Origin of the sequence: Streptomyces sp. NPDC015220 (assembly GCF_043079345.1) — a bacterium.
GTDB lineage: Bacteria > Actinomycetota > Actinomycetes > Streptomycetales > Streptomycetaceae > Streptomyces.
The window spans coordinates 531,321-555,246 of sequence record NZ_JBIBUK010000002.1; the positions used below are offsets into that span (position 1 = coordinate 531,321).

General features: G+C 72.4%; 20 protein-coding genes. 5 read left to right on the top strand and 15 right to left on the bottom strand.

Annotated features, from left to right (window positions below; all coding sequences use genetic code 11):
* Positions 1 to 124: 124 nt before the first annotated feature.
* Positions 125 to 1,096, bottom strand: a complete 972-nt coding sequence (locus ACF061_RS07255) for a LysR substrate-binding domain-containing protein (RefSeq protein WP_392265821.1) — start codon at positions 1,094 to 1,096, stop codon at positions 125 to 127.
* Positions 1,097 to 1,158: 62 nt separating this feature from the next.
* Here ACF061_RS07255 and ACF061_RS07260 point away from each other — a divergent pair, with 62 nt between their 5' ends.
* Positions 1,159 to 2,469, top strand: coding sequence for an MFS transporter (locus ACF061_RS07260; protein WP_392265822.1), 1,311 nt, complete (start codon positions 1,159 to 1,161; stop codon positions 2,467 to 2,469).
* A 182-nt stretch (positions 2,470 to 2,651) separates the two neighbouring features.
* A complete protein-coding gene (locus tag ACF061_RS07265; RefSeq protein WP_392265823.1) occupies positions 2,652 to 3,668 on the top strand; it encodes a sigma-70 family RNA polymerase sigma factor in 1,017 nt (338 codons plus the stop codon).
* Here ACF061_RS07265 and ACF061_RS07270 read toward each other — a convergent pair.
* Positions 3,552 to 3,944: an STAS domain-containing protein gene (locus tag ACF061_RS07270; RefSeq protein WP_392265824.1), complete on the bottom strand. Its 393-nt coding sequence runs from the start codon at positions 3,942 to 3,944 to the stop codon at positions 3,552 to 3,554. The two genes, ACF061_RS07265 and ACF061_RS07270, sit on opposite strands and share 117 nt — an antisense overlap.
* A 148-nt stretch (positions 3,945 to 4,092) precedes the next feature.
* Between ACF061_RS07270 and ACF061_RS07275 the strand changes: the two genes are divergently transcribed.
* Positions 4,093 to 5,013, top strand: a complete 921-nt coding sequence (locus ACF061_RS07275) for an AEC family transporter (RefSeq protein WP_392265825.1) — start codon at positions 4,093 to 4,095, stop codon at positions 5,011 to 5,013.
* A gap of 8 nt (positions 5,014 to 5,021) precedes the next feature.
* Here ACF061_RS07275 and ACF061_RS07280 read toward each other — a convergent pair whose 3' ends face one another.
* The 13 genes from ACF061_RS07280 to ACF061_RS07340 form a co-directional block, all read right to left on the bottom strand.
* The gene (locus tag ACF061_RS07280) at positions 5,022 to 5,606 is read right to left on the bottom strand and encodes a Uma2 family endonuclease (protein WP_392265826.1); all 585 of its coding nucleotides are present in this window, start codon (positions 5,604 to 5,606) and stop codon (positions 5,022 to 5,024) included.
* A gap of 96 nt (positions 5,607 to 5,702) precedes the next feature.
* Complete coding sequence (locus ACF061_RS07285) at positions 5,703 to 6,986, bottom strand: thymidine phosphorylase (protein WP_392265827.1); 1,284 nt, start codon at positions 6,984 to 6,986, stop codon at positions 5,703 to 5,705.
* Between the two features lie 122 nt (positions 6,987 to 7,108).
* Positions 7,109 to 7,513: a cytidine deaminase gene (locus ACF061_RS07290; RefSeq protein ID WP_392265828.1), complete on the bottom strand. Its 405-nt coding sequence runs from the start codon at positions 7,511 to 7,513 to the stop codon at positions 7,109 to 7,111.
* Positions 7,510 to 8,772 carry an ABC transporter permease gene (locus ACF061_RS07295; protein ID WP_392265829.1) on the bottom strand — a complete coding sequence of 421 codons (1,263 nt, stop codon included), beginning with the start codon at positions 8,770 to 8,772 and terminating at the stop codon, positions 7,510 to 7,512. The genes ACF061_RS07290 and ACF061_RS07295 overlap by 4 nt, the downstream gene beginning before the upstream one ends.
* On the bottom strand, positions 8,769 to 9,902 hold the full coding sequence (locus tag ACF061_RS07300; protein ID WP_392265830.1) for an ABC transporter permease: 1,134 nt from the start codon (positions 9,900 to 9,902) through the stop codon (positions 8,769 to 8,771). The genes ACF061_RS07295 and ACF061_RS07300 overlap by 4 nt, the downstream gene beginning before the upstream one ends.
* Positions 9,899 to 11,494: an ABC transporter ATP-binding protein gene (locus ACF061_RS07305; protein ID WP_392266173.1), complete on the bottom strand. Its 1,596-nt coding sequence runs from the start codon at positions 11,492 to 11,494 to the stop codon at positions 9,899 to 9,901. The genes ACF061_RS07300 and ACF061_RS07305 overlap by 4 nt, the downstream gene beginning before the upstream one ends.
* A gap of 246 nt (positions 11,495 to 11,740) precedes the next feature.
* Entirely contained in the window at positions 11,741 to 12,793 is a 1,053-nt protein-coding gene (locus ACF061_RS07310; protein ID WP_392265831.1) for a BMP family protein, read from the bottom strand.
* A gap of 480 nt (positions 12,794 to 13,273) precedes the next feature.
* A complete protein-coding gene (locus ACF061_RS07315; protein WP_392266174.1) occupies positions 13,274 to 14,305 on the bottom strand; it encodes a BMP family protein in 1,032 nt (343 codons plus the stop codon).
* Positions 14,306 to 14,681: 376 nt separating this feature from the next.
* A complete protein-coding gene (locus tag ACF061_RS07320) occupies positions 14,682 to 15,938 on the bottom strand; it encodes an amidohydrolase (protein WP_392266175.1) in 1,257 nt (418 codons plus the stop codon).
* 320 nt (positions 15,939 to 16,258) lie between these two features.
* Positions 16,259 to 17,413 (bottom strand): hypothetical protein, encoded by a 1,155-nt coding sequence (locus ACF061_RS07325; protein ID WP_392266176.1) that lies wholly within the window; start codon positions 17,411 to 17,413, stop codon positions 16,259 to 16,261.
* 293 nt (positions 17,414 to 17,706) lie between these two features.
* Positions 17,707 to 18,642 (bottom strand): N-acetylneuraminate synthase family protein, encoded by a 936-nt coding sequence (locus ACF061_RS07330; protein ID WP_392265832.1) that lies wholly within the window; start codon positions 18,640 to 18,642, stop codon positions 17,707 to 17,709.
* Between the two features lie 11 nt (positions 18,643 to 18,653).
* Positions 18,654 to 19,976 (bottom strand): cytidylyltransferase domain-containing protein, encoded by a 1,323-nt coding sequence (locus ACF061_RS07335; RefSeq protein WP_392265833.1) that lies wholly within the window; start codon positions 19,974 to 19,976, stop codon positions 18,654 to 18,656.
* 32 nt (positions 19,977 to 20,008) lie between these two features.
* The gene (locus ACF061_RS07340; protein ID WP_392265834.1) at positions 20,009 to 21,379 is read right to left on the bottom strand and encodes a DUF6716 putative glycosyltransferase; all 1,371 of its coding nucleotides are present in this window, start codon (positions 21,377 to 21,379) and stop codon (positions 20,009 to 20,011) included.
* Positions 21,380 to 21,578: 199 nt separating this feature from the next.
* Between ACF061_RS07340 and ACF061_RS07345 the strand changes: the two genes are divergently transcribed.
* Both ACF061_RS07345 and ACF061_RS07350 read left to right on the top strand, forming a co-directional pair.
* On the top strand, positions 21,579 to 22,556 hold the full coding sequence (locus ACF061_RS07345; RefSeq protein WP_392265835.1) for a glycosyltransferase family 2 protein: 978 nt from the start codon (positions 21,579 to 21,581) through the stop codon (positions 22,554 to 22,556).
* A complete protein-coding gene (locus ACF061_RS07350; RefSeq protein ID WP_392265836.1) occupies positions 22,553 to 23,890 on the top strand; it encodes an alpha-2,8-polysialyltransferase family protein in 1,338 nt (445 codons plus the stop codon). The genes ACF061_RS07345 and ACF061_RS07350 overlap by 4 nt, the downstream gene beginning before the upstream one ends.
* The last annotated feature ends 36 nt before the right edge of the window (positions 23,891 to 23,926 follow it).

Here is a 23,926-nt window from a genome sequence, read left to right on the forward strand (position 1 = left end):
TTCCCGGATCCGCCGCAGCGGGTCCCGCCGTTCCCGGGCCTGCCGCAGCGGGTCCCGCCGTTCCCGGGGCTGCCGCGCGGGTCCTGCCGCGTCCCGCCGTGTGCGTCCCGCCGCCACCGGCCGGTCACGGCAGCAGCCTGCCCCGGCGCGAGAGCAGGAACCTCTTGAAGGCGGCCACCGGCGGTGTGTCCGGGTGCCCCTCCAGCCAGGCGACGCCGATCTCGCGGGCCGCGCGCGGAGCGGTGACCGTCAGCTCGGCCACGCCCGGCCGGGGCACGGCCGGCGGCGGCAGCAGGGCCACCCCGAGGCCGGCCGCCACCAGGCCCCTCAGCGTCTCGGCCTCCTCGCCCTCGAAGGCGACGCGCGGCTTGAAGCCGGCCTCGCGGCACAGGTCGTCGGTCATGCGGCGCAGCCCGTACCCGGGCTCCAGGGTCACGAAGGATTCGTCGGCGGCCTCGGCGAGTCGGACCCGGCGGCGGGCGGCGAGCCGGTGGTCGGCCGGGACGACCAGGCGCAGCTTCTGCTCGTCGAGACGGCGCGCGACGAGGTCGGGGGCGTCCGGGACGGGTGAGGTGAGGCAGAGGTCCAGTTCGCCGGCGCGCAGCCGCTCCAGCATGGCCTCGCCGTAGTTCTGGACCAGGCTGAAGCGGACCCGGGGGTGGTCGGCGCGGAACGCCTGGATGAGTCCGGGCACGGTCTCGGCGCCCATGGTGTGCAGGAAGCCGAAGGCGACCTTGCCGGTGGCCGGGTCGGCGTCGGCGCGCACCTCTTCGGCGGCGCGCTCGACCTCGGCGAGGGCGCGTTCGACGGAGGCGAGGAAGGTGCGGCCGGCGGGGGTGAGGGAGACGGTGCGGCCCCGGCGGGCGAAGAGGTCGACGCCGAGGTCCTGTTCGAGCCGGACCATGGCCCGGGACAGGGTGGACTGCGGGACCCGCATCTCCCGCGCGGCCCGGGTGACGTGCTCGGTGCGGGCGACCCCGGCGAAGTGGGCCAGGCGCGGGGCGAGCAGCAGGGCGACCTCCTCACCGCTCCTGTCGATGACTTCTGTGTCACCGGCCGGTGACAGGCGAGCTCGTGACCTTTGCTGATGCACCATGGGAACGATTATGGCGAGTCCGTGCATTGGACGGATGACCGTCGTCTTCCTAACGTCGAAGCATGTCTCCCGCCGATACCGGGGCGTCCACCGTCGTGGGCGCCGCACCGGAAGCCACCGCTCCCGCCGCTCCCGCCGTTCCCGTCCCCGAGGCCGCCGACTCCCGGATGGCCCCGGGCGGCCCCGGCTACCGCCGGATGAGCCTCGCCCTCTTCCTCGCCGGGGTCGCGACCTTCGCGCTGCTGTACTCCACGCAGGCGCTGCTGCCGCTGATCTCCGGCGAGTACGGGGTGGCGGCGAGCGAGGCGAGCTGGACAGTGGCGGCGGCGACCGGCGGTCTGGCCCTCTTCGTCCTGCCGATGAGCGCCCTGTCGGAACGTTTCGGCCGCCGTACGGTGATGACGGCCTCGCTGGCCGTCGCGGTGGCCGTCGGTCTGCTGGTGCCGTTCGCGCCGTCGCTGGGCACGCTGGTGGTGCTGCGGGCGTTGCAGGGCGCCGCGCTGGCGGGTCTGCCGGCCTCGGCGCAGGCCTATCTGGCGGAGGAGGTCCGTCCCAGGGCGCTGGTCACGGCGATCGGCCTGTTCGTGGCGGGCAACAGCGTGGGCGGCATGAGCGGCCGGGTCGTCACCGGCTGGGTGGCACAGGAGTGGGGCTGGCGGGTCGCGGTCGGGGCGGTCGGCGTGATCGCGGTGGTCTGCGCGGTGGCGTTCCGGATGCTGCTGCCGGCGCCGAGGCACTTCACGCCGGGCTCGCTGCGCCCGCGGGTACTTGCGGGCACGGTACGCGACCACCTGTCCGACCCGCTGCTGCGCCGTCTGTACGCGATCGGCGCGCTGTTCATGACGGTGTTCGGCGGTGTCTACACGGTGATCGGCTACCGCCTGACCGAGGCCCCGTTCTCGCTGCCCCAGGGCGTCATCGGCTCGATCTTCCTGGTGTACCTGGTGGGCACGGTGTCGGCGTCGACGGCGGGCCGGCTGGTGGGCCGGCTGGGCCGCAGGGGCGCGCTGTACCTGGCGGGCGCGACGACGGCGGCCGGTCTGCTGCTGTCGCTGCTGGACTCGGTCCCGCTGGTGCTGCTGGGTCTGGTCCTGATCACCGCGGGCTTCTTCGCCGGTCACGCCGTCGCCTCCTCGGCGGTCAGCAGGACGGCCACCCACGGCCGCGCCCAGGCCTCCGCCCTCTACCAGTCCGCGTACTACATCGGCTCCAGCGTCGGCAGCACGGTCGGTGCGACGGCCTTCCACGCCGAGGGCTGGTCCGGCACGGTCGGGGTCGGCCTGCTGGCGGTCCTGGGCGTGGTGACCATCACGGTCGCCGGGTCGCGGGCCGCCCGGGCGGCGGCGCGGCGGGAGCCGGCGGCCGCCCGCTGACCGCCCGCTCCCTCCGGGCGCGTGGTGGCCGGCCGGTGCGGGGACCGGCCGCCGCCACGCGCCCGGCCTGCGTCGTCCGCGCTCCCCCGGGCGATTGTCAGTGCCCTGCGATAGCTTCCGCGGTGCTGGGTGCGACGACCGGCATCCGGCACCGGAACGGCCGCAGGGGTGGGTGGACGACGATGGGCGACGGTACGGCGACGACGACGGACCTGGACATGGAGTTGGAGAGGTACCGGGTCGAACTGACCGGTTACTGCTACCGCATGCTCGGTTCGTCCTTCGAGGCGGAGGACGCGGTCCAGGACACCCTGGTACGCGCCTGGCGCAGCCACGACAAGTTCGAGGGCCGTTCCAGCCTCCGGTCCTGGCTGTACCGGATCGCGACCAATGTGTGCCTGGACATGCTGACGGCGGGCAACAAGCGGGCCCGGCCGATGGACCTGACCGAGTCGACCCCGCTGGCCCAGGCGGCGCTGTCGCCCCGCCCGGACAGCACCTGGCTGGAGCCGATGCCGGACGGCCGGGTGCTGCCGGCGGTCGAGGACCCCGCCGAGGCGGCGGTCGCCAAGGAGTCCGTGCGGCTCGCCTTCATGGCGGCCCTGCAACGGCTTCCGCCCAAGCAGCGGTCGGTGCTGATCCTGCGTGAGGTGCTGGCCTGGAAGGCGAGCGAGGTCGCCGAGCTGCTCGGCACCTCGGTCGCCTCGGTCAACAGCGCGCTCCAGCGGGCGCGCGCCACCCTCGCCGAGCGGGCGGACGGCCACGCCGAGGGGGCCGTGTCCGACCCGCTGGACGCGGAGCAGCAGAGACTGCTGGAGCGCTATGTGCGGGCGTTCGAGGGGTACGACATGACCGCGCTGACCACGCTGTTGCACGAGGACGCGGTCATGACGATGCCGCCGTTCGACCTGTGGCTGTCTGGTCCGGCCGACATCACCGGCTTCATGACGACCCTGGGCGCCTCCTGCGCGAACTCCCGGCTGCTGCCGGTGCGGGCCAACGGACTGCCCGGCTTCGCCCATTACAAGCCGGACCCGGAACGGGGCGGCTTCGTCCCGTGGGCGGTGCAGGTGCTGGAGATCTCAGACGGCCGGATCGCCGGGTTCCACTGCTTCCTCGACACCGGGCGCTGGTTCCCGCTGTTCGGGCTCCCCCTCCACCTCGAAGGCGAGGCCGACCAGGCCGAGCAGGGCGAGTAGCGCGGGTCCCGGAGCGCGCAGGCGGACCCGGCCCCGCGCGCGCCGGGCGGCGAGCTGCAACCGCGCCAGGAGGTCCACGGCGCCGAGGTCGGGGGTCCGCAGGGCGCCCACGTCGCACACCACGACCCGGGCGCGGCTCAGCGCGACCAGCCCGCGCACGTCGTCGCACAGTCCCCTCGCCTCCTCCCGGGTGACGGGTCCGGTGAGCACGAGTACGGGCGGGGCGGGTCTCTTGGCGTCCACGGTCTGCAGACCGCCCGCCCGGACGCAACTCATCGGCGGCCGTGCGCGAGCCGGGGGCAGGGCGGCCGACGGAGATCACATTGACCCGTTCCCCTCCCGCCCCGGAGGGTGACCGCATGTCTCACGGATCAGCACCGTCCCGGATACCCGACGGCCTCCTCCCTCCGGTCGAGGAGGCCGTGTGCGGGGGGTGCTGACGGGGTTCGCGGTCATCGCCGTCGTCATCGGCGTCGGCTATGTGATCGGGCGGCGCGGTTCCCTCGGCGACCAGGGCCGCGAGGTGCTGACCGGGCTGGCCTTCCAGGTGGCGACCCCGGCGCTGCTCTTCACCACGCTCGCCCGGGCCGACCTGTCGGCGGTCTTCTCCAGCCGGCTGCTGGTCACGGCGATGAGCACCGCGGCCGCCGCCGGCGTCTTCGTGGCGTTCGGCGCCGTACGGCGCTGGGGCGTGGGCCGCACCACGATCGGCGCCCTGTGCTCCAGTTACGTCAACTCCGGCAACCTCGGCATCCCGATCGCCGCCTACGTCCTCGGTGACGCCTCGCTGGTGGCCCCGGTGCTGCTGTTCCAGCAGGTGCTGGTCACCCCGGTCGCGCTGACGGTGCTGGACCTGTCGGGCGCGGGCGACAAGGGCCCCTGGTGGCGGCGGCTGCTCACACCGTTGCGCAACCCGGTCGCGGTGGGCGCGCTGACCGGTGTCCTGGTCTCGGCGACCGGTCTGCGGGTGCCCGGCCCGGTGCTGGAACCGCTCACCCTGATCGGCAACATGTCGGTCCCGGCCGTCCTGCTGGCCTTCGGCATCGCCCTGCGCGGCAGCGCGGCCCCCGGTCGTGGCCGTGACCGGTGTCCGGTGCTGCTGTCGGTGGCGTTGAAGTCGGTGGGCCAGCCGCTGGCCGCCTGGGCGCTGGCGACGGGTGTGTTCGGCCTGCGCGGTGCGCCCCTGCTGGACGTCGTGGTGACCTCGGCGCTGCCCGCCGCGCAGAACCTGTTCACCTACGCGAGCCGCTACCGGGTGGGCGAGTCGCTGGCACAGGAGTCGATCCTGCTGTCGACGGTGCTGTCGGTGCCGGTGCTGGTGGCCGTGGCGGCGTCGCTGGGGTGAGGACGCCGTCAGTCCACCGGGAACTCACCGGTGTCGATCACCAGGTCGAAGGGGGCCGGGAGTTTGACGGGCTCGCCGAACTTCGCGGTGCTCAGTGGGCGGTAGACGTCGCCCTGCGGCTCGCCGTAGAGGGTGACGGTGGGACCGTCGGGGGCCCAGCGGTCGACCAGGAGGTACAGCGGGATGCCCGCGGTGGCGTAGGCGGCGGGCTTGCTGACGCGGTCGTGGCGCGCGTTGGACTTGGAGGTCACCTCGACGACGAGTTCCGCGACGGCGGCCGGAACGTGGGTGTCCGATTCCGCGCAGTCCGGCAACGGAGCCACCACGAGGTCCGGGATGAGCATGCCCAGACGCGACGGCACGGAAAGGGCCAGTGTCTGGAAGATCTCCCAGTCCTCGGGAATCACGGAGTAGAGGCGACGCTGGATGCGAGCCGCGATGACGTTGTGGCGGGGTGCGGGAGCAGGTGACACGGTGACGATCCCCTCGATGATCTCCACCTTGCTGCCCTCGGGCCACTCCATCTCCTCCCAGAACCGGACGAGGTCGTCCCAGCTCCGCTCGGGGTCCTGGCTCACGGTGAGTGCGCTCATGGCGGTTCTCCCATCGGTGCGTCACCGATCCCAGCATGCCGAACGGGACCGGCGGCGGTCCACCGATCCCGTTCACCCGAATGGGGAAACCGCAGGTCAGGCGATACGCTCCAGCACCACCGGCGAGGCGGTGAAGTCGGTGTCGGCCGACGCGACGTCGTAGCAGCCCTCGACCGCCTGGAGCGCGTAGTCGAAGCGCTCGGGGGTGTCCGTGTGCAGGGTGAGCAGGGGCTGGCCGGCGGTCACCGTGTCGCCGGGCTTGGCGTGCAGTTCCACGCCCGCCGCCGCCTGCACCGGGTCCTCCTTGCGGGCGCGGCCGGCGCCCAGGCGCCAGGCGGCGACGCCGATGTCGTAGGCGTCCAGGCGGGTCAGGACGCCGGTGGAGGCGGCCGTGATCACGTGCTGCTCCTTGGAGGTGGGCAGGGGCGCGTCCGGGTCGCCGCCCTGGGCCGCGATCATCCGGCGCCAGACGTCCATCGCCGAGCCGTCGGCCAGCGCCTTGGCCGGATCGGCGTCCTTCAGGCCGGCCGCGTCCAGCATCTCGCGCGCCAGGGCGAGGGTCAGCTCGACCACGTCCGCCGGGCCGCCGCCGGCCAGGACCTCCACCGACTCGCGGACCTCCAGGGCGTTGCCCGCGGTCAGGCCCAGCGGCGTCGACATGTCGGTCAGGAGCGCCACCGTCCGCACGCCGTGGTCGGTGCCCAGGCCGACCATCGTGGACGCCAGCTCCCGGGCGTCGGCCAGGGTCTTCATGAAGGCGCCGGTGCCGACCTTGACGTCGAGGACCAGCGAGCCGGTGCCCTCGGCGATCTTCTTCGACATGATGGAGGAGGCGATCAGCGGGATCGCCTCGACGGTGCCGGTCACGTCGCGCAGCGCGTACAGCTTCTTGTCCGCCGGGGCAAGGCCGTCGCCGGCCGCGCAGATCACCGCGCCGACGCCGTCCAGCACCGACAGCATCTCCTCGTTCGAGAGCAGCGCGCGCCAGCCGGGGATCGACTCCAGCTTGTCCAGCGTGCCGCCGGTGTGGCCCAGGCCCCGGCCCGACAGCTGGGGAACGGCGGCGCCGCACGCGGCGACCAGCGGGGCCAGCGGCAGGGTGATCTTGTCGCCGACGCCGCCGGTGGAGTGCTTGTCCGCGGTGGGACGGGACAGGGAGGAGAAGTCCATGCGCTCGCCGGAGGCGATCATCGCGGCGGTCCAGCGGGCGATCTCCCGGCGGTCCATGCCGTTGAGCAGGACGGCCATCGCGAGCGCGGACATCTGCTCGTCGGCGACCTCCCCGCGGGTGTACGCGTCGACGACCCAGTCGATCTGCTCGTCGCTGAGCGCGCCGCGGTCCCGCTTGGTGCGGATGACGGAGATGGCGTCCATGGCCATGGTGTTCGGTTCCTTCCGGGGTGCGAAGGGTGGTGGAGAGAGGGTGCGAGAGGGTGCGAGGGGGTGCGGGAAAAGCGGCGGCCCCCCTGGGCCGGGACGGGCTCAGAGGGGCCGCTCGGGTGTCACTTGGCGAGATGGTCCGGGCCGAAGGCCTGCGGCAGCATCTCCGACAGCGGCAGGATCCCCTCGGGGGTCTCCAGCAGCAGGTCCGGCCCGCCGAACTCGTAGAGCAGCTGGCGGCAGCGCCCGCACGGCACGAGGATGTCGCCGCGGCCGTCCACGCAGGTGAAGTGGGTCAGCCGGCCGCCGCCGCTGTTCTGCAGCTGCGAGACGAGTCCGCACTCGGCGCACAGGCCGATCCCGTAGGAGGCGTTCTCGACGTTGCAGCCGGTGACGGTCCGGCCGTCGTCGACCAGGGCGGCGACGCCGACCGGGTAGCCCGAGTAGGGGGCGTAGGCGCGGCACATCGCCGCCCGCGCCTCCTCGCGCAGCGCCGCCCAGTCGACCGTCGTCGTCTCCGTGGTCACTTGCCCTGTCCCTTCCGGTACGGCAGACCGTCCGCCTTCGGCATCCGCAGGTGCTGCGCGGACAGCGACAGCACCAGCAGGGTGACGATGTACGGGGTGGCGGTCACGACCTGCTTCGGCACGTCGTCGGTGCCGGCGTACCAGACGAACATCAGCGCCGAGACCACGGCCGTGATCACGGCCGGGACGAGCCGCTTCTTCCACACCAGGTACGCCACCCCGAACACCAGCAGGATCGCCAGCAGCAGGATCAGCGCGTGGACGTTGGTGGTGCCGCCGCGCAGGTTCAGGCTGTCGGTGTAACCGAACAGGCCCGCGCCGAGGGCGAGGCCGCCCGGCATCCAGTTGCCGAAGATCATCGCCGCGAGGCCGATGTAGCCGCGGCCGGCGGTCTGGCCGTCCAGGTAGACGTTGGAGGCCACGATGGACAGGAACGCGCCGCCGAGGCCGGCGAAGCCGCCGGAGATGAGCACGGCGAGGTACTTGTACTTGTAGACGTTGACGCCGAGCGACTCGGCGGCCACCGGGTTCTCGCCGCAGGAGCGCAGCCGCAGTCCGAACGCGGTGCGCCACAGCACCCACCAGGAGAGCGGCACGAGGGCGACGGCGACGACGGTCAGCGGCGACAGGTCGGTGATCAGGCCGCCGATCAGGCCGGCGACGTCGGAGACCAGGAACCAGTGCTTGTCGTTGAGGGTGTGCAGCCAGTCCGACAGCCCCGGGATGTCGAAGGTGCCCAGCGAGTCGATCGGCGGGGACTGCTTGGAGGAGCCCTGCGGGACGCCCTCGAAGGTGAACTTCGACAGGTAGCGGGTGGTGCCCAGGGCCAGGATGTTGATGGCCACACCGGAGACGATGTGGTTGACGTTGAAGGTCACCGTGGCGACGGCGTGCAGCAGGGCGCCGAGGGCGCCGCCGACGATGCCGAAGACGACACCGGTCCACGGGCCCCACTGGTAGCCGGCCCAGGCGCCGAACCAGGTGCCGAGGATCATCATGCCCTCGAGGCCGATGTTGACGACGCCCGCGCGCTCGGCCCACAGACCGCCGAGGCCGGCCAGGCCGATCGGCACGGCCAGGCGCAGCGCGGTGGACATCTGTCCGGTGGAGGTGATCTCGTCCGCGCCGGTGATCAGGCGGACGACCGACGTGAGCACCAGTACGCCCGCGATGATCAGCAGGAGTACCGGCAGGGAGTACCGGCGGCTGGCCCTGCCGGGCTGCTTCGCCTGCGGCTTGGCGACGGTCGCGGTGGTCATCGGGCCGCCACCTCCTTCTTCTCGGAGTTGTTCTGGGCGGCGGCGGCCGCGGCGAGTTCGGCGCCGACCTGCTTCTGCTGGCGGCGCAGGCCCCACTGGCGCACGGCCTCGTAGGAGATGACGACCGCGAAGACGATCAGGCCCTGCATGATGGTGGCGATCTCCTTCTCGTACGCCACCGGGGTGGCGTAGTCGAGGGCGGGAGAGGCCTTGTCGAGGAAGGCGATCAGGAGCGCGGCGAACGCGATGCCGACCGGGTTGTTGCGGCCGAGCAGGGCGATGGTGATGCCGGTGAAGCCGAGGCCGGTGGGGAAGCTCAGGCTGTAGGTGTGGGCGTCGCCGAGCAGCAGCGGCAGGCCGGACAGGCCCGCGACCGCGCCGGAGATCAGCATGGCGGTGAGCACCATCCTCTTGGCGTCGACGCCGGAGGCCGCGGCGGCGGACTCGGACTCGCCGGTGGCGCGCAGGTCGAAGCCGAAGCGGGTGCGGTTGAGGACGATCCAGTAGACGACGCCCATGGCGATGGCGAGGAAGACCAGGCCGTAGATCTCGCCGACGTCCGAGCCGAGGTCGATGCCGGGGAACCAGCCGGAGTTCTTCATGATGCCGGTGGTCATGTTGTTGCCGACCTGCACGCCCCACACGTTCGACAGGGTCAGGTAGCCGATGAGGCTGGTGGCGATGGCGTTCAGCATGATCGTGGCGACGACCTCGCTGACGCCCCGGGTGACCTTCAGGACACCGGCGATGCCGGCCCAGAAGGCGCCGGTGAGCATGCCGACGACGAGCAGCACCGGGATCTGGAGGAAGGACGGCAGCGCGAGGTGGGCGCCGACCACGGCGGTCATCATCGCGGCGAGCCGGTACTGGCCGTCGACGCCGATGTTGAACAGGTTCATGCGGAAGCCGACGGCGACCGCGAGCGCGGCCAGGTAGTACATCGACGCCTGGTTCAGGATCAGCACCTGGACGTCGGAGTAACCGGCCTGCTGGAGCATCAGCGTGTACGGCTCGATCGGGCTCTTGCCCGAGGCGATCAGCACGACCGAGGTCAGCACGATCGCCGCGACGAGCGCGATGACCGGCCCGGCCACCGCGAGGAGCACCCGCTCCTTGTCGAACTTCTTCATCGGGCCTCGTCCTCCGGACCGGCGTCGTCGTCGGTGGTCTCTACGTGTTCCAGGTGGCCGGAGGCGGCGCCCGTCATGGCCGAGCCGAGCTCCTCCGGGGTGATGGTGGCCGGGTCGGCGTCGGCGACCAGGCGGCCGTTGTAGATCACCCGCAGGGTGTCGGACAGACCGATCAGCTCGTCCAGGTCGGCGGAGATCAGCAGCACGGCCAGGCCCTCGCGGCGGGCCTCGCGGATGTGGTCCCAGATCGCGGCCTGCGCGCCGACGTCCACGCCGCGGGTGGGGTGGGCGGCGATCAGGAACTTCGGGCTGTGGCTCATCTCGCGGCCGACGATCAGCTTCTGCTGGTTGCCGCCGGACAGGGAGGCGGCGGTGACGTCGATGCCGGGGGTGCGGACGTCGTACGCCTCGACTATGCGGCGGGTGTCCTCCTGCGCGCCCTTGGGGTCGAGCCAGAAGCCCTTGGCGTTGGGGCGTTCGGTGACGTGCCCGAGGATGCGGTTCTCCCACAGCGGGGCCTCCAGCAGGAGACCGTGGCGGTGGCGGTCCTCGGGGATGTAGCCGACGCCGGACTCGCGGCGCCTGCGGGTGGGCCAGAGGGTGATGTCCTGGTCCCCGAGGGTGATGGTGCCGGAGTCGGCGTGCTTGAGACCGATGAGGGCCTCGATCAGCTCGGTCTGGCCGTTGCCCTCGACGCCCGCGAGGCCGAGGACCTCGCCGGCGTGGATGGTGAAGGTGATGTCGTCGAGGACGGCACGGCCGCCCTCGGCCTCCAGGCGCAGCCTGTCGACGGTGAGGACAGGCCGGTCGGTGACCGTCGACTCGGCCGTCTCCGGGGTCGGCAGCTCGCTGCCGACCATCATCTCGGCGAGCTGGCGCGGGGTGGTCTCGGACGGTACGGCGGTGCCGACCGTGGTGCCGCGGCGTATGACGGTGATGTCGTCGGCGACGGAGAGGACCTCGCCCAGCTTGTGGGAGATGAAGATGACGGACAGGCCCTCGGACTTCAGCTCGCGCAGGTTGTCGAAGAGCGCGTCGACCTCCTGCGGGACGAGCACGGCGGTCGGCTCGTCGAGGATGAGGGTCCGGGCGCCGCGGTAGAGGACCTTGAGGATCTCCACGCGCTGGCGGTCGGCGACGCCGAGGTTCTCGACCAGCGCGTCGGGGCGCACTCCGAGCCCGTAGCGGTCGGAGATCTCCTTGATCTTCCTGCGGGCGCCGCCGCCGATGCCGTGGAGCTTCTCGCTGCCGAGGACGACGTTCTCCAGCACGGTCAGGTTGTCGGCCAGCATGAAGTGCTGGTGGACCATGCCGATGCCGCGGACGATGGCGTCGGCGGGGCTGTTGAAGGCCACCTGCTCGCCGTCGACCGCGATGGTGCCCTCGTCCGGCTTCTGCATGCCGTAGAGGATCTTCATCAGGGTCGACTTGCCGGCCCCGTTCTCGCCGACGAGGGCATGCACGGTGCCCTTGCGGACCGTGAGGTGGATGTCGTGGTTGGCGACGACTCCGGGGAACCGCTTGGTGATGCCCGCGAGCTCTACCGCGACTGTCGACCGAGCGGTGAGCGGAGGGCTGCTGGACGCGTCGATGGCGCACTCTCCTCAGGAAAGGGGCCGCTCTACGCGCGTAGCGCCCCTGCTTTAAATAGTGCCCGGACCTGATCGATCTTGACTTGCTTCCGATCCGTTCCGAGCATTCTGCCGCGCGAACGGGGTGCGAGATCCGTCATGCCTCCCACACCCCGTTCGGTGGCCGCAACGCTGCCATTGCAGCGTCCTTTTGACCATGCCTACGACAGGTTCACCACCGGCCGCGGCGGGCTCACGACCGTCCGGTCAGGAGGACTTGACCTGGATGGTGCCGCTCTTGATGCCTTCCTCGGCCTTCTTCAGCGCGGCCTGGAGGGCGGCGTTCTTCTGGAAGACGGGGTTGGAGTCGGCGAGGCTCACACCGCCGGTGGCGAGGCTGGCGCGCACCTCACCGGTCTGCGGCTTGCCGTCCTTGACCGACTTGGCCAGGTTGTACACCGCGCCCGCGACGTCCTTCATGGCCGAGGTGAGGATCGAGTCCTTGTACTTGGCCAGCGCGTCCTGCTTGTACTGGTCGGAGTCGACGCCGATCGCCCAGATCTTGTGGGCGGCGGCCGCCTTGATCACGCCCTGGCCGGACAGGCCCGCGGCGGCGTAGACGACGTCGGCACCGGCGTCGATCTGGCCGTTGGCCGCGTTCTCGCCCTTGTCCGGGCTGGCGAAGCCGCCCTCGGCGGCCGTCTCGGTCAGGTACTGCGACTTGACCTTGACGCCCTTCTTGGTGTCCGCGACGCCCTGCTTGAAGCCCGCCTCGAACTTGTGGATGAGCGGAACGTCCACGCCACCGATGAAGCCGACGGTGTTCGACTTGGTCGTCTTGGCGGCGGCGACACCGGCCAGGTAGGAGGCCTGCTCCTCGTGGAAGACCAGGTCGGCGACGTTGCTCGCCTTGATGGTGTTGTCGTCGACGATGCCGAAGGTGGTCTTCGGGTACTTCGCCGCGACCTCCTTGACGGCGGGCGCGTAGGCGAAGCCGACGCCGACCACCGGGTTGTAGCCCTGCTTGGCGAGGGTCTCCAGACGCTGCGCCTTGTCGGCGTCCGACTCGCCGTCCTGCGGCTCGACGGCGGCGCTCTTGTAGCCGTACTCCTGGTCGGCCTTCTCCATGCCGGCGGTGGCGGCGTCGTTGAAGGACTGGTCACCCTTGCCACCGACGTCGTAGGCCAGGGCGAGGCCCAGGTTCTTCTTGGCGCCGTTGCCGGCCGACTCGCTGGACGAGCTGCTGCCACAGGCGGAAACGGTGACGGCGAGAGCTGCGGTTGCAACGCCCGCAACCGCGATACGGGACACCCGGCGCATGGAACGAGACTCCTTTGTGCAAGCGCCCAAACCAGGCGCTGGTTCCGCCGCAGCGTAACGCGCGTAGACCAGACGGAAAACCCCTTCTGTCCGGTCCGTTATCGACCTGTGGCCACACTCACGGCCCGCCCTTACCGACAGCGCCGCGCCCCTCGCGGAAGGCGAGGGGCGCGACGGCGGGCGAGGATTCGGGGTGGGGCGGAAGGCCGTGGGAGGAGCCGGGCGGGGGCGCCGGACGACCTCCGGGCGGCGCCGACCGGGGCCGCGACACCCGGTCGGGGGCGCCCCCCACCGGCCCCGGAGGTCCGGCCGGACGCCGCGTGGGAGCGGGACGTCCCGCCGAACGACTCACGCGGGCCGGGACGTTCGCAACGTACGCCGAGCGGCCGGGACGCCGGACCGGACGCCGAGCGCGGGCGGGAGATCCGGCCGGACGCGAGCGGGGCCTTCGGGCCCGCCCGGCGTCCGGCCGGCCGGACGTCACTTCGTGGCGACCGTGACCTTGCCGTCGGTGATGTCCTGCTTGGCCTTGTCGACGGCGGCGACGACGTCCTTCATGGCCTGGTACTTCGGGTTGGAGTCGGCGAAGCCGACGCCGCCCGACTTCAGGTCGCCGCGCACCTCTCCGGTCAGGGGCTTGCCGTCGACGACGGACTTGGTGAGGTCGTACACCGCGCCGCCGACGTTCTTCAGGGCCGAGCCGAGGATCCAGTCCTTGTAGCCGGCCAGGGCGGACTGCTGGTACTGGTCGGAGTCGACGCCGATCGCCCACACCTTGTGCGCGGCGGCGGACTGGATGACGCCCTGACCGGACAGGCCGGCCGCGTGGTAGATGACGTCCGCGCCCTTCTCGATCTGGCCGTTGGCCGCGTCCTTGCCCTTGTCGGGGCTGGAGAAGCCGCCCTCCTGGGCGGTCTGTGTCAGGTACTGCGACTCGATCTTGATCTTCGGGTTGACCGACCGGGCGCCCTGGTCGAAGCCGGCCTCGAACTTGTGGATGAGCGGGATGTCCACGCCTCCGACGAAGCCGATGTGGTTCTTCTTGGTGGCCTTGGCCGCCGCCACACCCGCGAGGTACGAGGCCTGCTCCTCGTGGAAGACCAGGTCGACGACGTTGCCCGCCTTGACGGTGTCGTCGTCGATGATGCCGAAGGTGGTCTTCGGGTACTTCGCCGCGACCTCCTTGACGGCCGGCGCGTAGACGAAGCCGACGCCGATGACCGGGTTGTAGCCCGCCTTGGCGAGCTGCTCCAGGCGCTGCACCTTGTCGGCGTTGGACTCGCCGTCCTGCGGCTCGATGTCCCGGCCGCCCAGGCTGAAGTCCTTCTGGGCCTTCTCGAGCCCGGAGAAGGCCGCGTCGTTGAAGGACTGGTCGCCCTTGCCGCCGACGTCGTACGCCAGGCCGATGCCCTTGCCCGAGTACTTCCCGGACTCGGAGGAGGAACCGCCGCCGGAGTCGGTGCTGGACTTGCCGCACCCGGCGGCCGCGAGCGCGACGACCGCGACGGCCACCGCGGCCTTGGAGAACCTGGTCCTCCGGGAGTTCGTACGCACAGCAAGCACCCCTTCTCGCCCACGGCGCCGTCATCGGCCCGCATCCCCTTGAGCCGCCTCAGGTGGCGATTCCGGCGCACAGTAACGCGCGTAGAAGGACAGGGGAACGGTCTTTCTCCGGGCCGTTACCGAACCGTGCCGACAGCGGGTGACGGTCATGTGTCCCCGATGACGACACGGTGAAGCACCCGGACGAAACGGCACCTTTCCCCATGGCCGGCGCCGCCGCACCCGGTGGGCGGGTGGAGCGCCGCGAACCGGGGCGGGAGGCGGGACCGGGTGGCCGCGCCTCCCGGCCGTGGCGGGAGTCCGCCGCTCGCCCCCTTCGCGGTTCTCAGTGCGCCGGGTGCAGGAGGGCGGCCGCCGTGAAGAGCTCCACGCCCACCCTGATCGCGGACTCGTCGGCGTCGAAGTCGCCCTGGTGCAGGTCGCGCAGGGTCCGCTCGCCCGGGGTGCGCACCCCGAGCCGGGCCATGGCGCCGGGCACCTGTTCGAGGTACCAGGAGAAGTCCTCGCCGCCGAGGCTCTGCTCGGTGCTCTCCACGGCAGTCTCGCCGCGCCGCGCGACCATGGCCGCCCGGAGCAGTTCGGTCACCACCGGTTCGTTGACGACCGGCGGCACCCCGCGCACGTAGTTGATCTCCGACTTGGCCTTGTGCAGGTTGGCGACCTCGTCGATCGCGGCGACCACGATGTCGGGCGCGTGCCGCCAGGCGTTGATGTCCAGGCAGCGGACGGTCCCGGCCAGCTCGGCGTGTTGCGGGATGACGTTCGGGGCGTGCCCGGACTCGATCCGCCCCCAGGTCACGGCGAGCCCGGCGCGGGTGTCGACCCGGCGGCCGACCAGCGCGGGCACGTCGGTGACGACCCGGGCGGCGGCGGTGACGAGGTCGGTCGTCAGGTGCGGCCGGGCACTGTGGCCGCCCGGGCCGTCCAGCAGGACCTCCAGCCGGTCGCAGGCGGAGGTGATCGCGCCCTGGCGCAGACCGATCATCCCGGCGTCCACCCGGGGGTCGCAGTGCACGGCGATGATCCGGCTCACGCCGTTCAGCACACCGGCCTTGATGGCCTCGGCGGCGCCGCCCGGCAGCACCTCCTCGGCGGGCTGGAAGACCAGCCGGACCGGCCGGGGCAGCAGCCCCCGGCGGTGCAGGGCGGCGAGGACGAGCCCGGCGCCGAGTACGACGGTGGTGTGCACGTCGTGCCCGCAGGCGTGGGCCCGGTCGGGGACGGTGGAGCGGTAGGGGCAATCGCTCTTGCTGTCCGGGATGGGCAGCGCGTCGATGTCGGCGCGCAGGGCGAGGATGCCCTGCGGCCCCCCGTCGCCGCCGGTCGCGCCGTGAGCGTCGGCCGCGCCGTCGGTGCCGATGTCGCAGACGAGCCCGGTCCCGGAGGGCAGCACCCGCGGCGCGAGCCCGTCCTTCTCCAGCCGCTCCTTGATCGCGGCGGTGGTGCGGAACTCCTGGTTGCCGAGTTCCGGGTGCATGTGCAGGTCGCGGCGGAAGGCGACGAGTTCGGCGTACAGCGCCTCCGGCAGGGTGCCGGGCAGGGCGGTTTCCGCGGGGAGATCGGCCTCGGACTCTGGGGACATCAGTTGCTTCACCCTCTGAAGGGTATGACGCCGGGGCGGTCAACTGACCCTAGATCAACAAAAGTTCAGTCCGTTAGGGGAAGAAAAACCGGCCGCCGACGCATGGCCGTCGACGGGGCTGGGTACACTCGCCCGCCTTCGCGGGCCGAGCGGATCACGGAATCCCCGGGAGAGTGGCGCCCGCCACTTCCTTGGCACCCGCCCCACTGTTCTTTTCCTCCACGCATACCACGCCTGACCCGGAGCACGCCCGACTTGTCCGTCCGACGGACTCCCCGGGCACACCCGCCGACCAGCCGGATCGGCCCGGAACGACCGGGTCAGCCGGGCTGGCCCGTCCGGGCGAGCCGGTGCACGTCGCGGGCCGTCCCGGTCACCCCGGACAGGAAGCCCTGGGCCCGCGGCGAGGCGTGCGCGGTCAGCCAGCTCGGTTCGATGTCGCAGACGGCGACGCGGACCGGGGTGCCGGACAGGGCCAGCGGGAGCGTGTGCACCACCGTGGAGGGGAAGCTGAGGATCGTACGGCCGATCGGGCCGCGCCGGGCGATCAGCTCCAGCGGCAGGTCGGGCCGGACCACCTCCAGCCCCGTCCGCACCGCCAGCCGGTGCAGCTTGTCCGCGCTCTCGCGGCGGTGGGCGAAGTAACGGGTCGCGCCGTGCGCCTCGGCGAGGGCGCCGACGGCTTCGAGGTAGCGCTCCCCGTCCACCACGCCGGTCTCGACGAGCGAGGTGCCCACGAGGTCGGCGCCGGCGGTGATGCGGGGCGGTCCGAAGCGGGCGCGGGTCCAGGAGAAGTCGTTCGCGGTGACGCTCACGCCGTCCGGTATGTCGCCGACCGGCATGGCGGAGAAGACCGCCACCCGTCGGCCGCGGCCGCTCGTGCTTGGTGTCAGTCTGCGGCGGGCGGCGGCCGACACCGGGGCGAAGAGCAGGTCCCGCGGGCCCGGCCGGCCGCCCTTGCGGTGCCAGCGCACCAGCCGTTCGCCGCGGGCGAGCTGGGCGACGAACTCCATGGTGGCCGTGCCGTCGTCGACGACCACCAGGTCACGTGCCTTCGTGATGGTCAGCAGCAGTTGCACGTAGCGCGAGAACGGGTCGCCCATCACCACCCGCTCCGCCCGCCGCAACAGCCGCCGCAGCCCGCCGACGGTCCGGAACGGCGCCGTCGCGCCGCCCCGCGCCTCCTCCCACCGGACCTCGTGCCCCTCGTCCCGGGCCAGCTCGGCCATCCGCCGCAGCTGCCCACGGGTCATCGGATCGGTCGGGGACAGCACGACGAGGGTGATCCCCGCTCCGGCTCCCGCCGGGGCGGGCACCCGTCCGGCCCGCGCCGGACCGGGCGCCCGGCGCCTGCGCTGGGCCGGGACCAGCCCGCCGGCCCGCCCGCCGGCCCCGTCGGCCGTCGCGGTCGCGGCGGCGGGAGCGGCGGCGCCGGCCGCGGTGGTGGCGTCCGTCCCGTCGGCCGCTTCGGTCACGGCGACGCCAAGGGACCCGCCGGCCGCGTCAGCCCCCTGGGCCCCGACGCTCGCGGGAGTCTCCGGGGCGGCCCCGTGCTCCGTCACGGCCGCCCGGCCGTCCCCGGCCGGTGGCCACGCCGCCGGGTCGGGGTCCCGCGCGTCCCGCGGATCCCCCGACAGGCCATGGGCGTGGGCCCATTCCAGGACGTTGAGGAGCTGGACGGGGCTCTCGACGAAGGCGAGGGTGTGGGGGCTCATCGACGCACGACCGTTCCGTCGTAAAGGGCGGGTGGGGACCGGCCGGCCCGGCCTCAGACCGCGACCGGCTCGCCCGCCGCGGCGGCGATCTCCGCCTCGGCGACGACCCCGGTGACGCGGCGCAGCTTCTTCATCGGGCCGAGCTCGGAGTCGTAGACCTTCTTCACCCCGTCGCCGAGGGAGGACTCGATGGTGCGGATGTCTCGGACGAGGCGGGCGAGGCCCTGCGGCTCGACGGAGGCCGCCTGGTCGGAGCCCCACATCGCGCGGTCCAGGGTGATGTGCCGCTCGACGAAGACCGCGCCCAGGGCGACCGCGGCCAGCGTGGTCTGCAGGCCGGTCTCGTGGCCGGAGTAGCCGATCGGGACGTTCGGGTACTCCTTCTCCAGCGTGTTGATCACGCGGAGGTTCAGCTCCTCGGCCTTGGCCGGGTAGGTCGACGTGGCGTGGCAGAGCAGGATGTTGTCGCTGCCCAGCACCTCCACCGCGTGGCGGATCTGCCTCGGGGTGGACATGCCGGTGGAGAGGATGATCGTGCGGCCGGTGGCCCGCAGCGCGCGCAGCAGCTCGTCGTCGGTGAGGGAGGCGGAGGCCACCTTGTGGGCGGGGACGTCGAACTTCTCCAGGAAGGCGACGGCCTCGGTGTCCCACGGGGAGGCGAACCAGGCGATGCCCTTCTCCCGGCAGTGCGCGTCGATCCGGCGGTACTCGTCCTCGCCGAACTCCACACGGTGGCGGTAGTCGATGTAGGTCATCCGGCCCCACGGGGTGTCGCGCTCGATGTCCCACTGGTCGCGCGGGGTGCAGATCTCGGGCGTGCGCTTCTGGAACTTGACCGCGTCGCAGCCCGCCTCGGCGGCCACGTCGATCAGCTTGAAGGCGTTCTCGAGGTCGCCGTTGTGGTTGATGCCGATCTCGCCGGTGATGTAGACGGGGCGGCCGGGGCCGGCCTCGCGCGAACCGAGGGTGCGGATGCGGGAGGTGCTCATGGTGGGGGTCCTTACTTGCCGGGGAGCGGTTCGAGGGTGGTGTCGAGCGGGGTCAGCGCGGGGCCGAGGAGCCAGCCGGCGATCTCCCGGATCGCGCCGTCGCCGCCGGGAACGGTGGTGACGGCGCGGGCGGCGCCGCGTACGACGTCGTGGGCGCTCGCGACCGCCACGGGCCAGCCGACGAGGTCGAAGCACGGGAGGTCGTTGACGTCGTTGCCGACGTAGAGCACGCGTTCGGGGGTGATGCCCTGTTCCTCGCACCACTGCTTCAGCGCGAGGTCCTTGTGGTCGATGCCGTGCAGCACGGGCAGCTTCAGCTTCCGGGCGCGGGCGGCGACGACCGGGTTCTGCTCGGTGGACAGGATCAGCAGTTTCAGGCCGCTCCTGCGCAGGGCGGCGATGCCGAGGCCGTCCCCGCGGTGCACGGAGACGAACTCCCGTCCGTCGGAGTCGATCAGCACCCGGTCGTCGGTCTGGGTGCCGTCGAAGTCGAGGACGACCGCGTCGATGTCGGCGCCGGTCGGGAGGGTTCCGACGGGGTCCCCGCCCGCTCGCGCGGCACCCGGGGCCGGGCGGTCCGCGTCGAGGATCGGCGCGAGGGCCCGGGCGCGGGCGAGGTCGTGCGGGTCGTCGATCTCCAGGACCCGCGCCGGGTCGGTGCGGACGAGTGCGGTACGGCCGAAGAAGCGGTGCCGGTGCTCGCGGAAGCCGGTCGCGTCCATCGCGTAGGCGGCGCCGGTCTCCAGCAGGTCCTGGGGCCGGTCCTGGCGGCGCGGACGGAAGGACTTGTCGTGGTTGACGCCGTACCCGCCGCCGGCTCCGGCGGTGCCCGGCACGCTGCCCGCGACCGCCTCGTCCTCGGTGTCCCGCCAGACGAAGCCGTGGAACGGCGCCACGGTCACCGCGGTGTCGGCGCCGTCGTCGACGACGGCGCCGGCGACCCCGTCGACGTCCTCGCGCAGGAGGAACGGGCTGGTGCACTGGACCAGCAGGACGACGTCCACCGGTGCGCCGTGCAGCGCCTCGTGCGTGTCCATGGCGTGCAGCACGGCCGCCTCGGAGGTGGCCGTGTCGCCGGCTATCGCGGCGGGCCGCAGCACCACCTCGGCGCCGGCTTCGCGCGCCGCCGCGGCGATCGCCGCGTCGTCGGTGGACACCACGACGTCCGTGACGAGCCGGGCCGCGCGGCACTCCCGCACCGCGCGCGTGACCAGCGGCGCGCCGCCCACGGCGGCGAGGTTCTTGGCGGGCACGCCCTTGGAGCCGCCGCGCGCGGGGATCACCGCGAGCACCCGGCGCAGCGAGGCGCCCCGGACCGCTTCCGGGTTGGACATGGGGTCTGCTCCTTGACGTGGGATCGGGCGGTTCACAGCTCGCCCATCCGCCGGATGACGGGCGCGACGCGCTGCACGCCGTGCCGGTAGGCGCCGCGCGCCGCCCTGCGCACGATCTGCCGGACCGGGCCGGGTTCCCGGTCGGCGGCCGGGGCGCCCGGCAGCGGGGCGCCGTCGGGGCCGAGGTGGTGACGGGCGAGGATGCCCGGCAGGTAGCCGGGGGCGGTCGCGAGTGTGTAGTAGGGGTCGAGGGGCGGCAGCGGGCCGGGGGCCGCCAGCAGCTCGGCGATGCGCTCACGGGCGGCGTCGAAGGCGGTGGCGTAGGACCCGTCGGCGGCCACGCCCTGCCGGGCCAGCCACGCCTCGTCGGGCGCCGGGCGGTGCCCGGCGTCCAGCTCGTCCCAGGAGGCGAGGCAGCCGGAACCGGTGAAGTGGTGGTTGCCGAGCACCTCGCGCACCCCGAGGTCGGTGAGCACGGCGGTGGGGATACGGCGGTGCAGCGCCTCCAGCGCGGCCGTGGAGCTGACCGTCACCAGCAGGTCCGTCCGGTCCAGGACCTCGCCCATGTGGCCGTAGACCAGGCGGAGGTTGGGCGGCAGTCCGGTCTTCTGGGCCAGCTTCTGGTAAGGGATCTCCTCGATGTGGGTGGTGTGTTCGCCGGGCCGGGAGCGCAGCTTCAGCAGCACCTCGCGGTCGGGGTGCAGCCGGGCGTGCCCGATCAGCCGCTGAAGCAGGTAGGCGCGGTCCGTGCGGCTGGCCGGCACGGAGGGCTGTGCGGCGAACACCACCGTGTACGGGTCGTTCCCGCCGGTGTGGGGGGCGCCGCCGAGGAACGGCAGCGCCACCTCGGTGACCGCCGAGGCGTCGGCGCCCACGCCCTCGTAGACCGCCCGGAACCGGTCCGCGTCCTGACCGGAGTTGGCGAGCACGAGGTCGGCGCCGTGCCGCAGCAGCAGACCGTCGGCGAGCTTCTCGTAGACGACTCCGACGTAGCCGGTGACGACGACGGGGCGCCTGGCCCTTCCTTCCCACACCCGCTTCAGCCCGTGCAGCATCGCCTGCACCCCGCCGCCGACGAGGGCGAGGACGAGGACGTCGTAGGGCTCCTCGCCCGCGGCGCCGCCGTCCATGGCACGCAGGAACTCGACGGCGGTCACCTCGCGGAGCGAGTCCGCGCGGACGCCGACCTCCGTCAGCTGACGGGTGGTGGGGGTGGCTCGGCCCCGCAGGAGGTAGCCGTCGAGACGGATGTCCGGCTCGTCCGGTCCGGAACCGGGCTCCTCGCCCGGACCGCCGGCCCGGGCGGAGACGATACGGCTCGCGGTGAGCGCGCCCCATTTCCACCGGGTGTCGGAATCCGCGAGAACGGCGACCCGCAGGGCCTTCATCGCACTTGCTGGCACGTCGAAGACCGTAGGAAGGCATTTCTAGGTTCCGCCCAACCGGACCGCAACAAAGGGTTAACAGCACGCCGCCGAACGGCGAATCAGGTCCGGATCGGCCCTGTGGGAAGGCCGGTTCACGGCATCGCCACGCGTCGTTCACCCAAGGTCAAACCGCGAGTAAAGACGCAGGCGGGGGCCGGGTCCTAACGTCACCTGCGTGGTCAAGCTCTCCGTCATCGTGCCGTTCTACAACGTGCAGCAATACGCGCCCGACACCTTGAGAAGTCTGCACGCGAACGCGCGCGACGACTTCGAATTCGTTCTCGTCGACGACTGTTCGCGCGACGGGACCCCGGACATCCTCGCGCGCGCGGAGCGTGAGCTGCCGGGCGCGGTGTACGTCCGGCACGAGGAGAACGGAGGGCTGGCGACCGCCCGCAACACCGGCATCGACAGGGCGCGCGGCGAGTACCTGACGTTCCTGGACGGCGACGACTGGATCGCGCCCGGCTACTACCCGCGGCTGCTCGCCGCCGTCGAGGAGCTGGGCTGTGACTTCGTGCGCAGCGACCACGTGCAGTGCACCGGACGGACGCGCACCCTGCACCGGGTCCCGCTCGGCCGGCGCGGGGTGGTGCTGGACCCGCGGGCGGCGATCCTGCCCGCCGACCGCACCACCTCGGTCGACTACCCCTACGCCTGGGCGGGCGTCTACCACCGCCGCCTCCTCGACCGGGGGCTGCTGCACTTCACCGACGGTCTGCGCACGGCCGAGGACCGGCCGTGGATCTGGAAGCTGCACCGGGAGGCGGAGTCCTTCGCGGTGCTCGGGCTGCTCGGCGTCCACTACCGGCGGGGGGTCGCCTCCTCGCTCACCCAGATCGGCGACGTGCGCCAGCTCGACTTCATCCGCGCCTTCGACCAGGTCGTCGAGGAGACGGCGAAGGACCGGGAGGCGGACCGGTTGCTGCCCAAGGCGGTCCGCACCTACTGCGCGATCCTCTCCCACCATCTGGGTTCCATCGGTAAGTTCGAGCCGCCGGTGGCACGGAGACTGAAGTCGCTCGGCGCGGCCGCCCTGCGGCGCATGCCGCAGGACGTCCTCGACGCGGCGCTGGACTCCATGGACCTGAAGCGCGCGAGCCGGCTGCGCCGGCTGCGCCGCCGCCCGGTGCCGACGGGAGCCGCCGCGTGACCACTCAGATCTTCCTGGCGTCGACGCTGTACGGCGCCGCGACGCTCGCCGCCGCCCTCGACTCCGACCGCTTCGCCCCCGCCGACCGGCGGATCCTGCTCGTCTGCAACAACGCGGCGATGCCGGAGACCACTCCGCCGCTGAACGAGCTGCCGGGCTTCGAGCGGCTGCGGGGGCGGTTCGACGACGTGCTGTCGTGGAACGAGGTCATCTCGCCCTGCCACCCGGGCGGCTGGGCCCCGCGCCCGGACGACGTGCCGCTGTGGGAACGGCACCTGAGACTGCTGTGGAACCTGGGCGACGACGACGTGCAGCTGGCGGTCGAGTCGATCCAGGTCAACCCGGCGCTCGGCTTCTGCCAGATCTTCACCGGCTCGCCCGTCACCGTCTACGCCGACGGCCTGATGAGCTACGGGCCCACCCGCAACAAGATCGACCCGCTGGTGGGAACCTGCGTCGACCGTCTCCTGCACCTGGACCTGGTGCCGGGGCTGAGGCCGGTGCTGCTCACCGAGTTCGGCGTGGCGCCGGAGATCGTGCCGACCGACGCCTTCGTGAAGGTGCTGGCCGAACTCGGCGACGAGGTCGACGCCCTGCCCGTGCTGCCGGACGAACCGGCGCTGCTGCTCGGGCAGTACCTGTCCGCGCTCGGCATCCTCACCGCCGAGGAGGAGGAGGCGCTGCACGTGCGGATGCTGCGGGGAGCGGTCCGGCTCGGCCACACCCGCGTGGTGTTCAAGCCGCATCCGTCCGCGCCGGCCCGCTGGTCGCGGGCGCTGGAGGAGGAGGCCGAGCGGCTGGGCGCCGACCTCACGGTGCTGGCCACGCCCGTCCTCGCCGAGGTGCTCTACCAGCGGACACGTCCCGCGCTGGTGGTCGGCTGCTTCTCCACCGCGCTGTTCACCGCGTCGGCGCTGTACGGGCTGCCGGTCGCCCGCACCGGCACCGGCACGCTGCTGGAGCGACTGACCCCGTACGAGAACAGCAACCGGGTGCCGGTGACGATCGTCGACGCGCTGCTGCCCGATCTGGACGACGACGCGGCGGTGGCCGGGCAGCGGCGGGGTCTGACCGTCGAGGCGTTGACCGAGCTGGTGCGGGCCGTGTCGTTCGCGATGCAGCCGAGGATCCACCCAGGTCTGCGCGTGGCCGCCGAGCGGTACCTCGCCGCCCATCTGGACACGCACACCCGCCGCTACTTCAAGCGCCGCCGCCTCAGCTCCCTGGCGCTGCCCGGCGGCGTCCCGGCGCAGCTCGCCTTCATACCGCGCAACGCGGCAGTACGGCGGATGGCACGCCGCGCCCGCGCACTGGGGCGCGCGATGGGCCGCTGACGCCCGCGTCCGCACCCTCCCGACGGCCCGGACCGG

Coding starts and splice junctions, on each gene's coding strand:
- ACF061_RS07260 (WP_392265822.1), top strand. CDS start 1,159: ATGTCTCCCGCCGATACCGGGGCGTCCACCGTCGTGGGCGCCGCACCG.
- ACF061_RS07320 (WP_392266175.1), bottom strand. CDS start 15,938: ATGTCCCCAGAGTCCGAGGCCGATCTCCCCGCGGAAACCGCCCTGCCC.
- ACF061_RS07295 (WP_392265829.1), bottom strand. CDS start 8,772: ATGACCACCGCGACCGTCGCCAAGCCGCAGGCGAAGCAGCCCGGCAGG.
- ACF061_RS07335 (WP_392265833.1), bottom strand. CDS start 19,976: ATGTCCAACCCGGAAGCGGTCCGGGGCGCCTCGCTGCGCCGGGTGCTC.
- ACF061_RS07285 (WP_392265827.1), bottom strand. CDS start 6,986: ATGGCCATGGACGCCATCTCCGTCATCCGCACCAAGCGGGACCGCGGC.
- ACF061_RS07280 (WP_392265826.1), bottom strand. CDS start 5,606: ATGAGCGCACTCACCGTGAGCCAGGACCCCGAGCGGAGCTGGGACGAC.
- ACF061_RS07310 (WP_392265831.1), bottom strand. CDS start 12,793: ATGCGCCGGGTGTCCCGTATCGCGGTTGCGGGCGTTGCAACCGCAGCT.
- ACF061_RS07330 (WP_392265832.1), bottom strand. CDS start 18,642: ATGAGCACCTCCCGCATCCGCACCCTCGGTTCGCGCGAGGCCGGCCCC.
- ACF061_RS07255 (WP_392265821.1), bottom strand. CDS start 1,096: ATGGTGCATCAGCAAAGGTCACGAGCTCGCCTGTCACCGGCCGGTGAC.
- ACF061_RS07300 (WP_392265830.1), bottom strand. CDS start 9,902: ATGAAGAAGTTCGACAAGGAGCGGGTGCTCCTCGCGGTGGCCGGGCCG.
- ACF061_RS07265 (WP_392265823.1), top strand. CDS start 2,652: ATGGGCGACGGTACGGCGACGACGACGGACCTGGACATGGAGTTGGAG.
- ACF061_RS07270 (WP_392265824.1), bottom strand. CDS start 3,944: ATGAGTTGCGTCCGGGCGGGCGGTCTGCAGACCGTGGACGCCAAGAGA.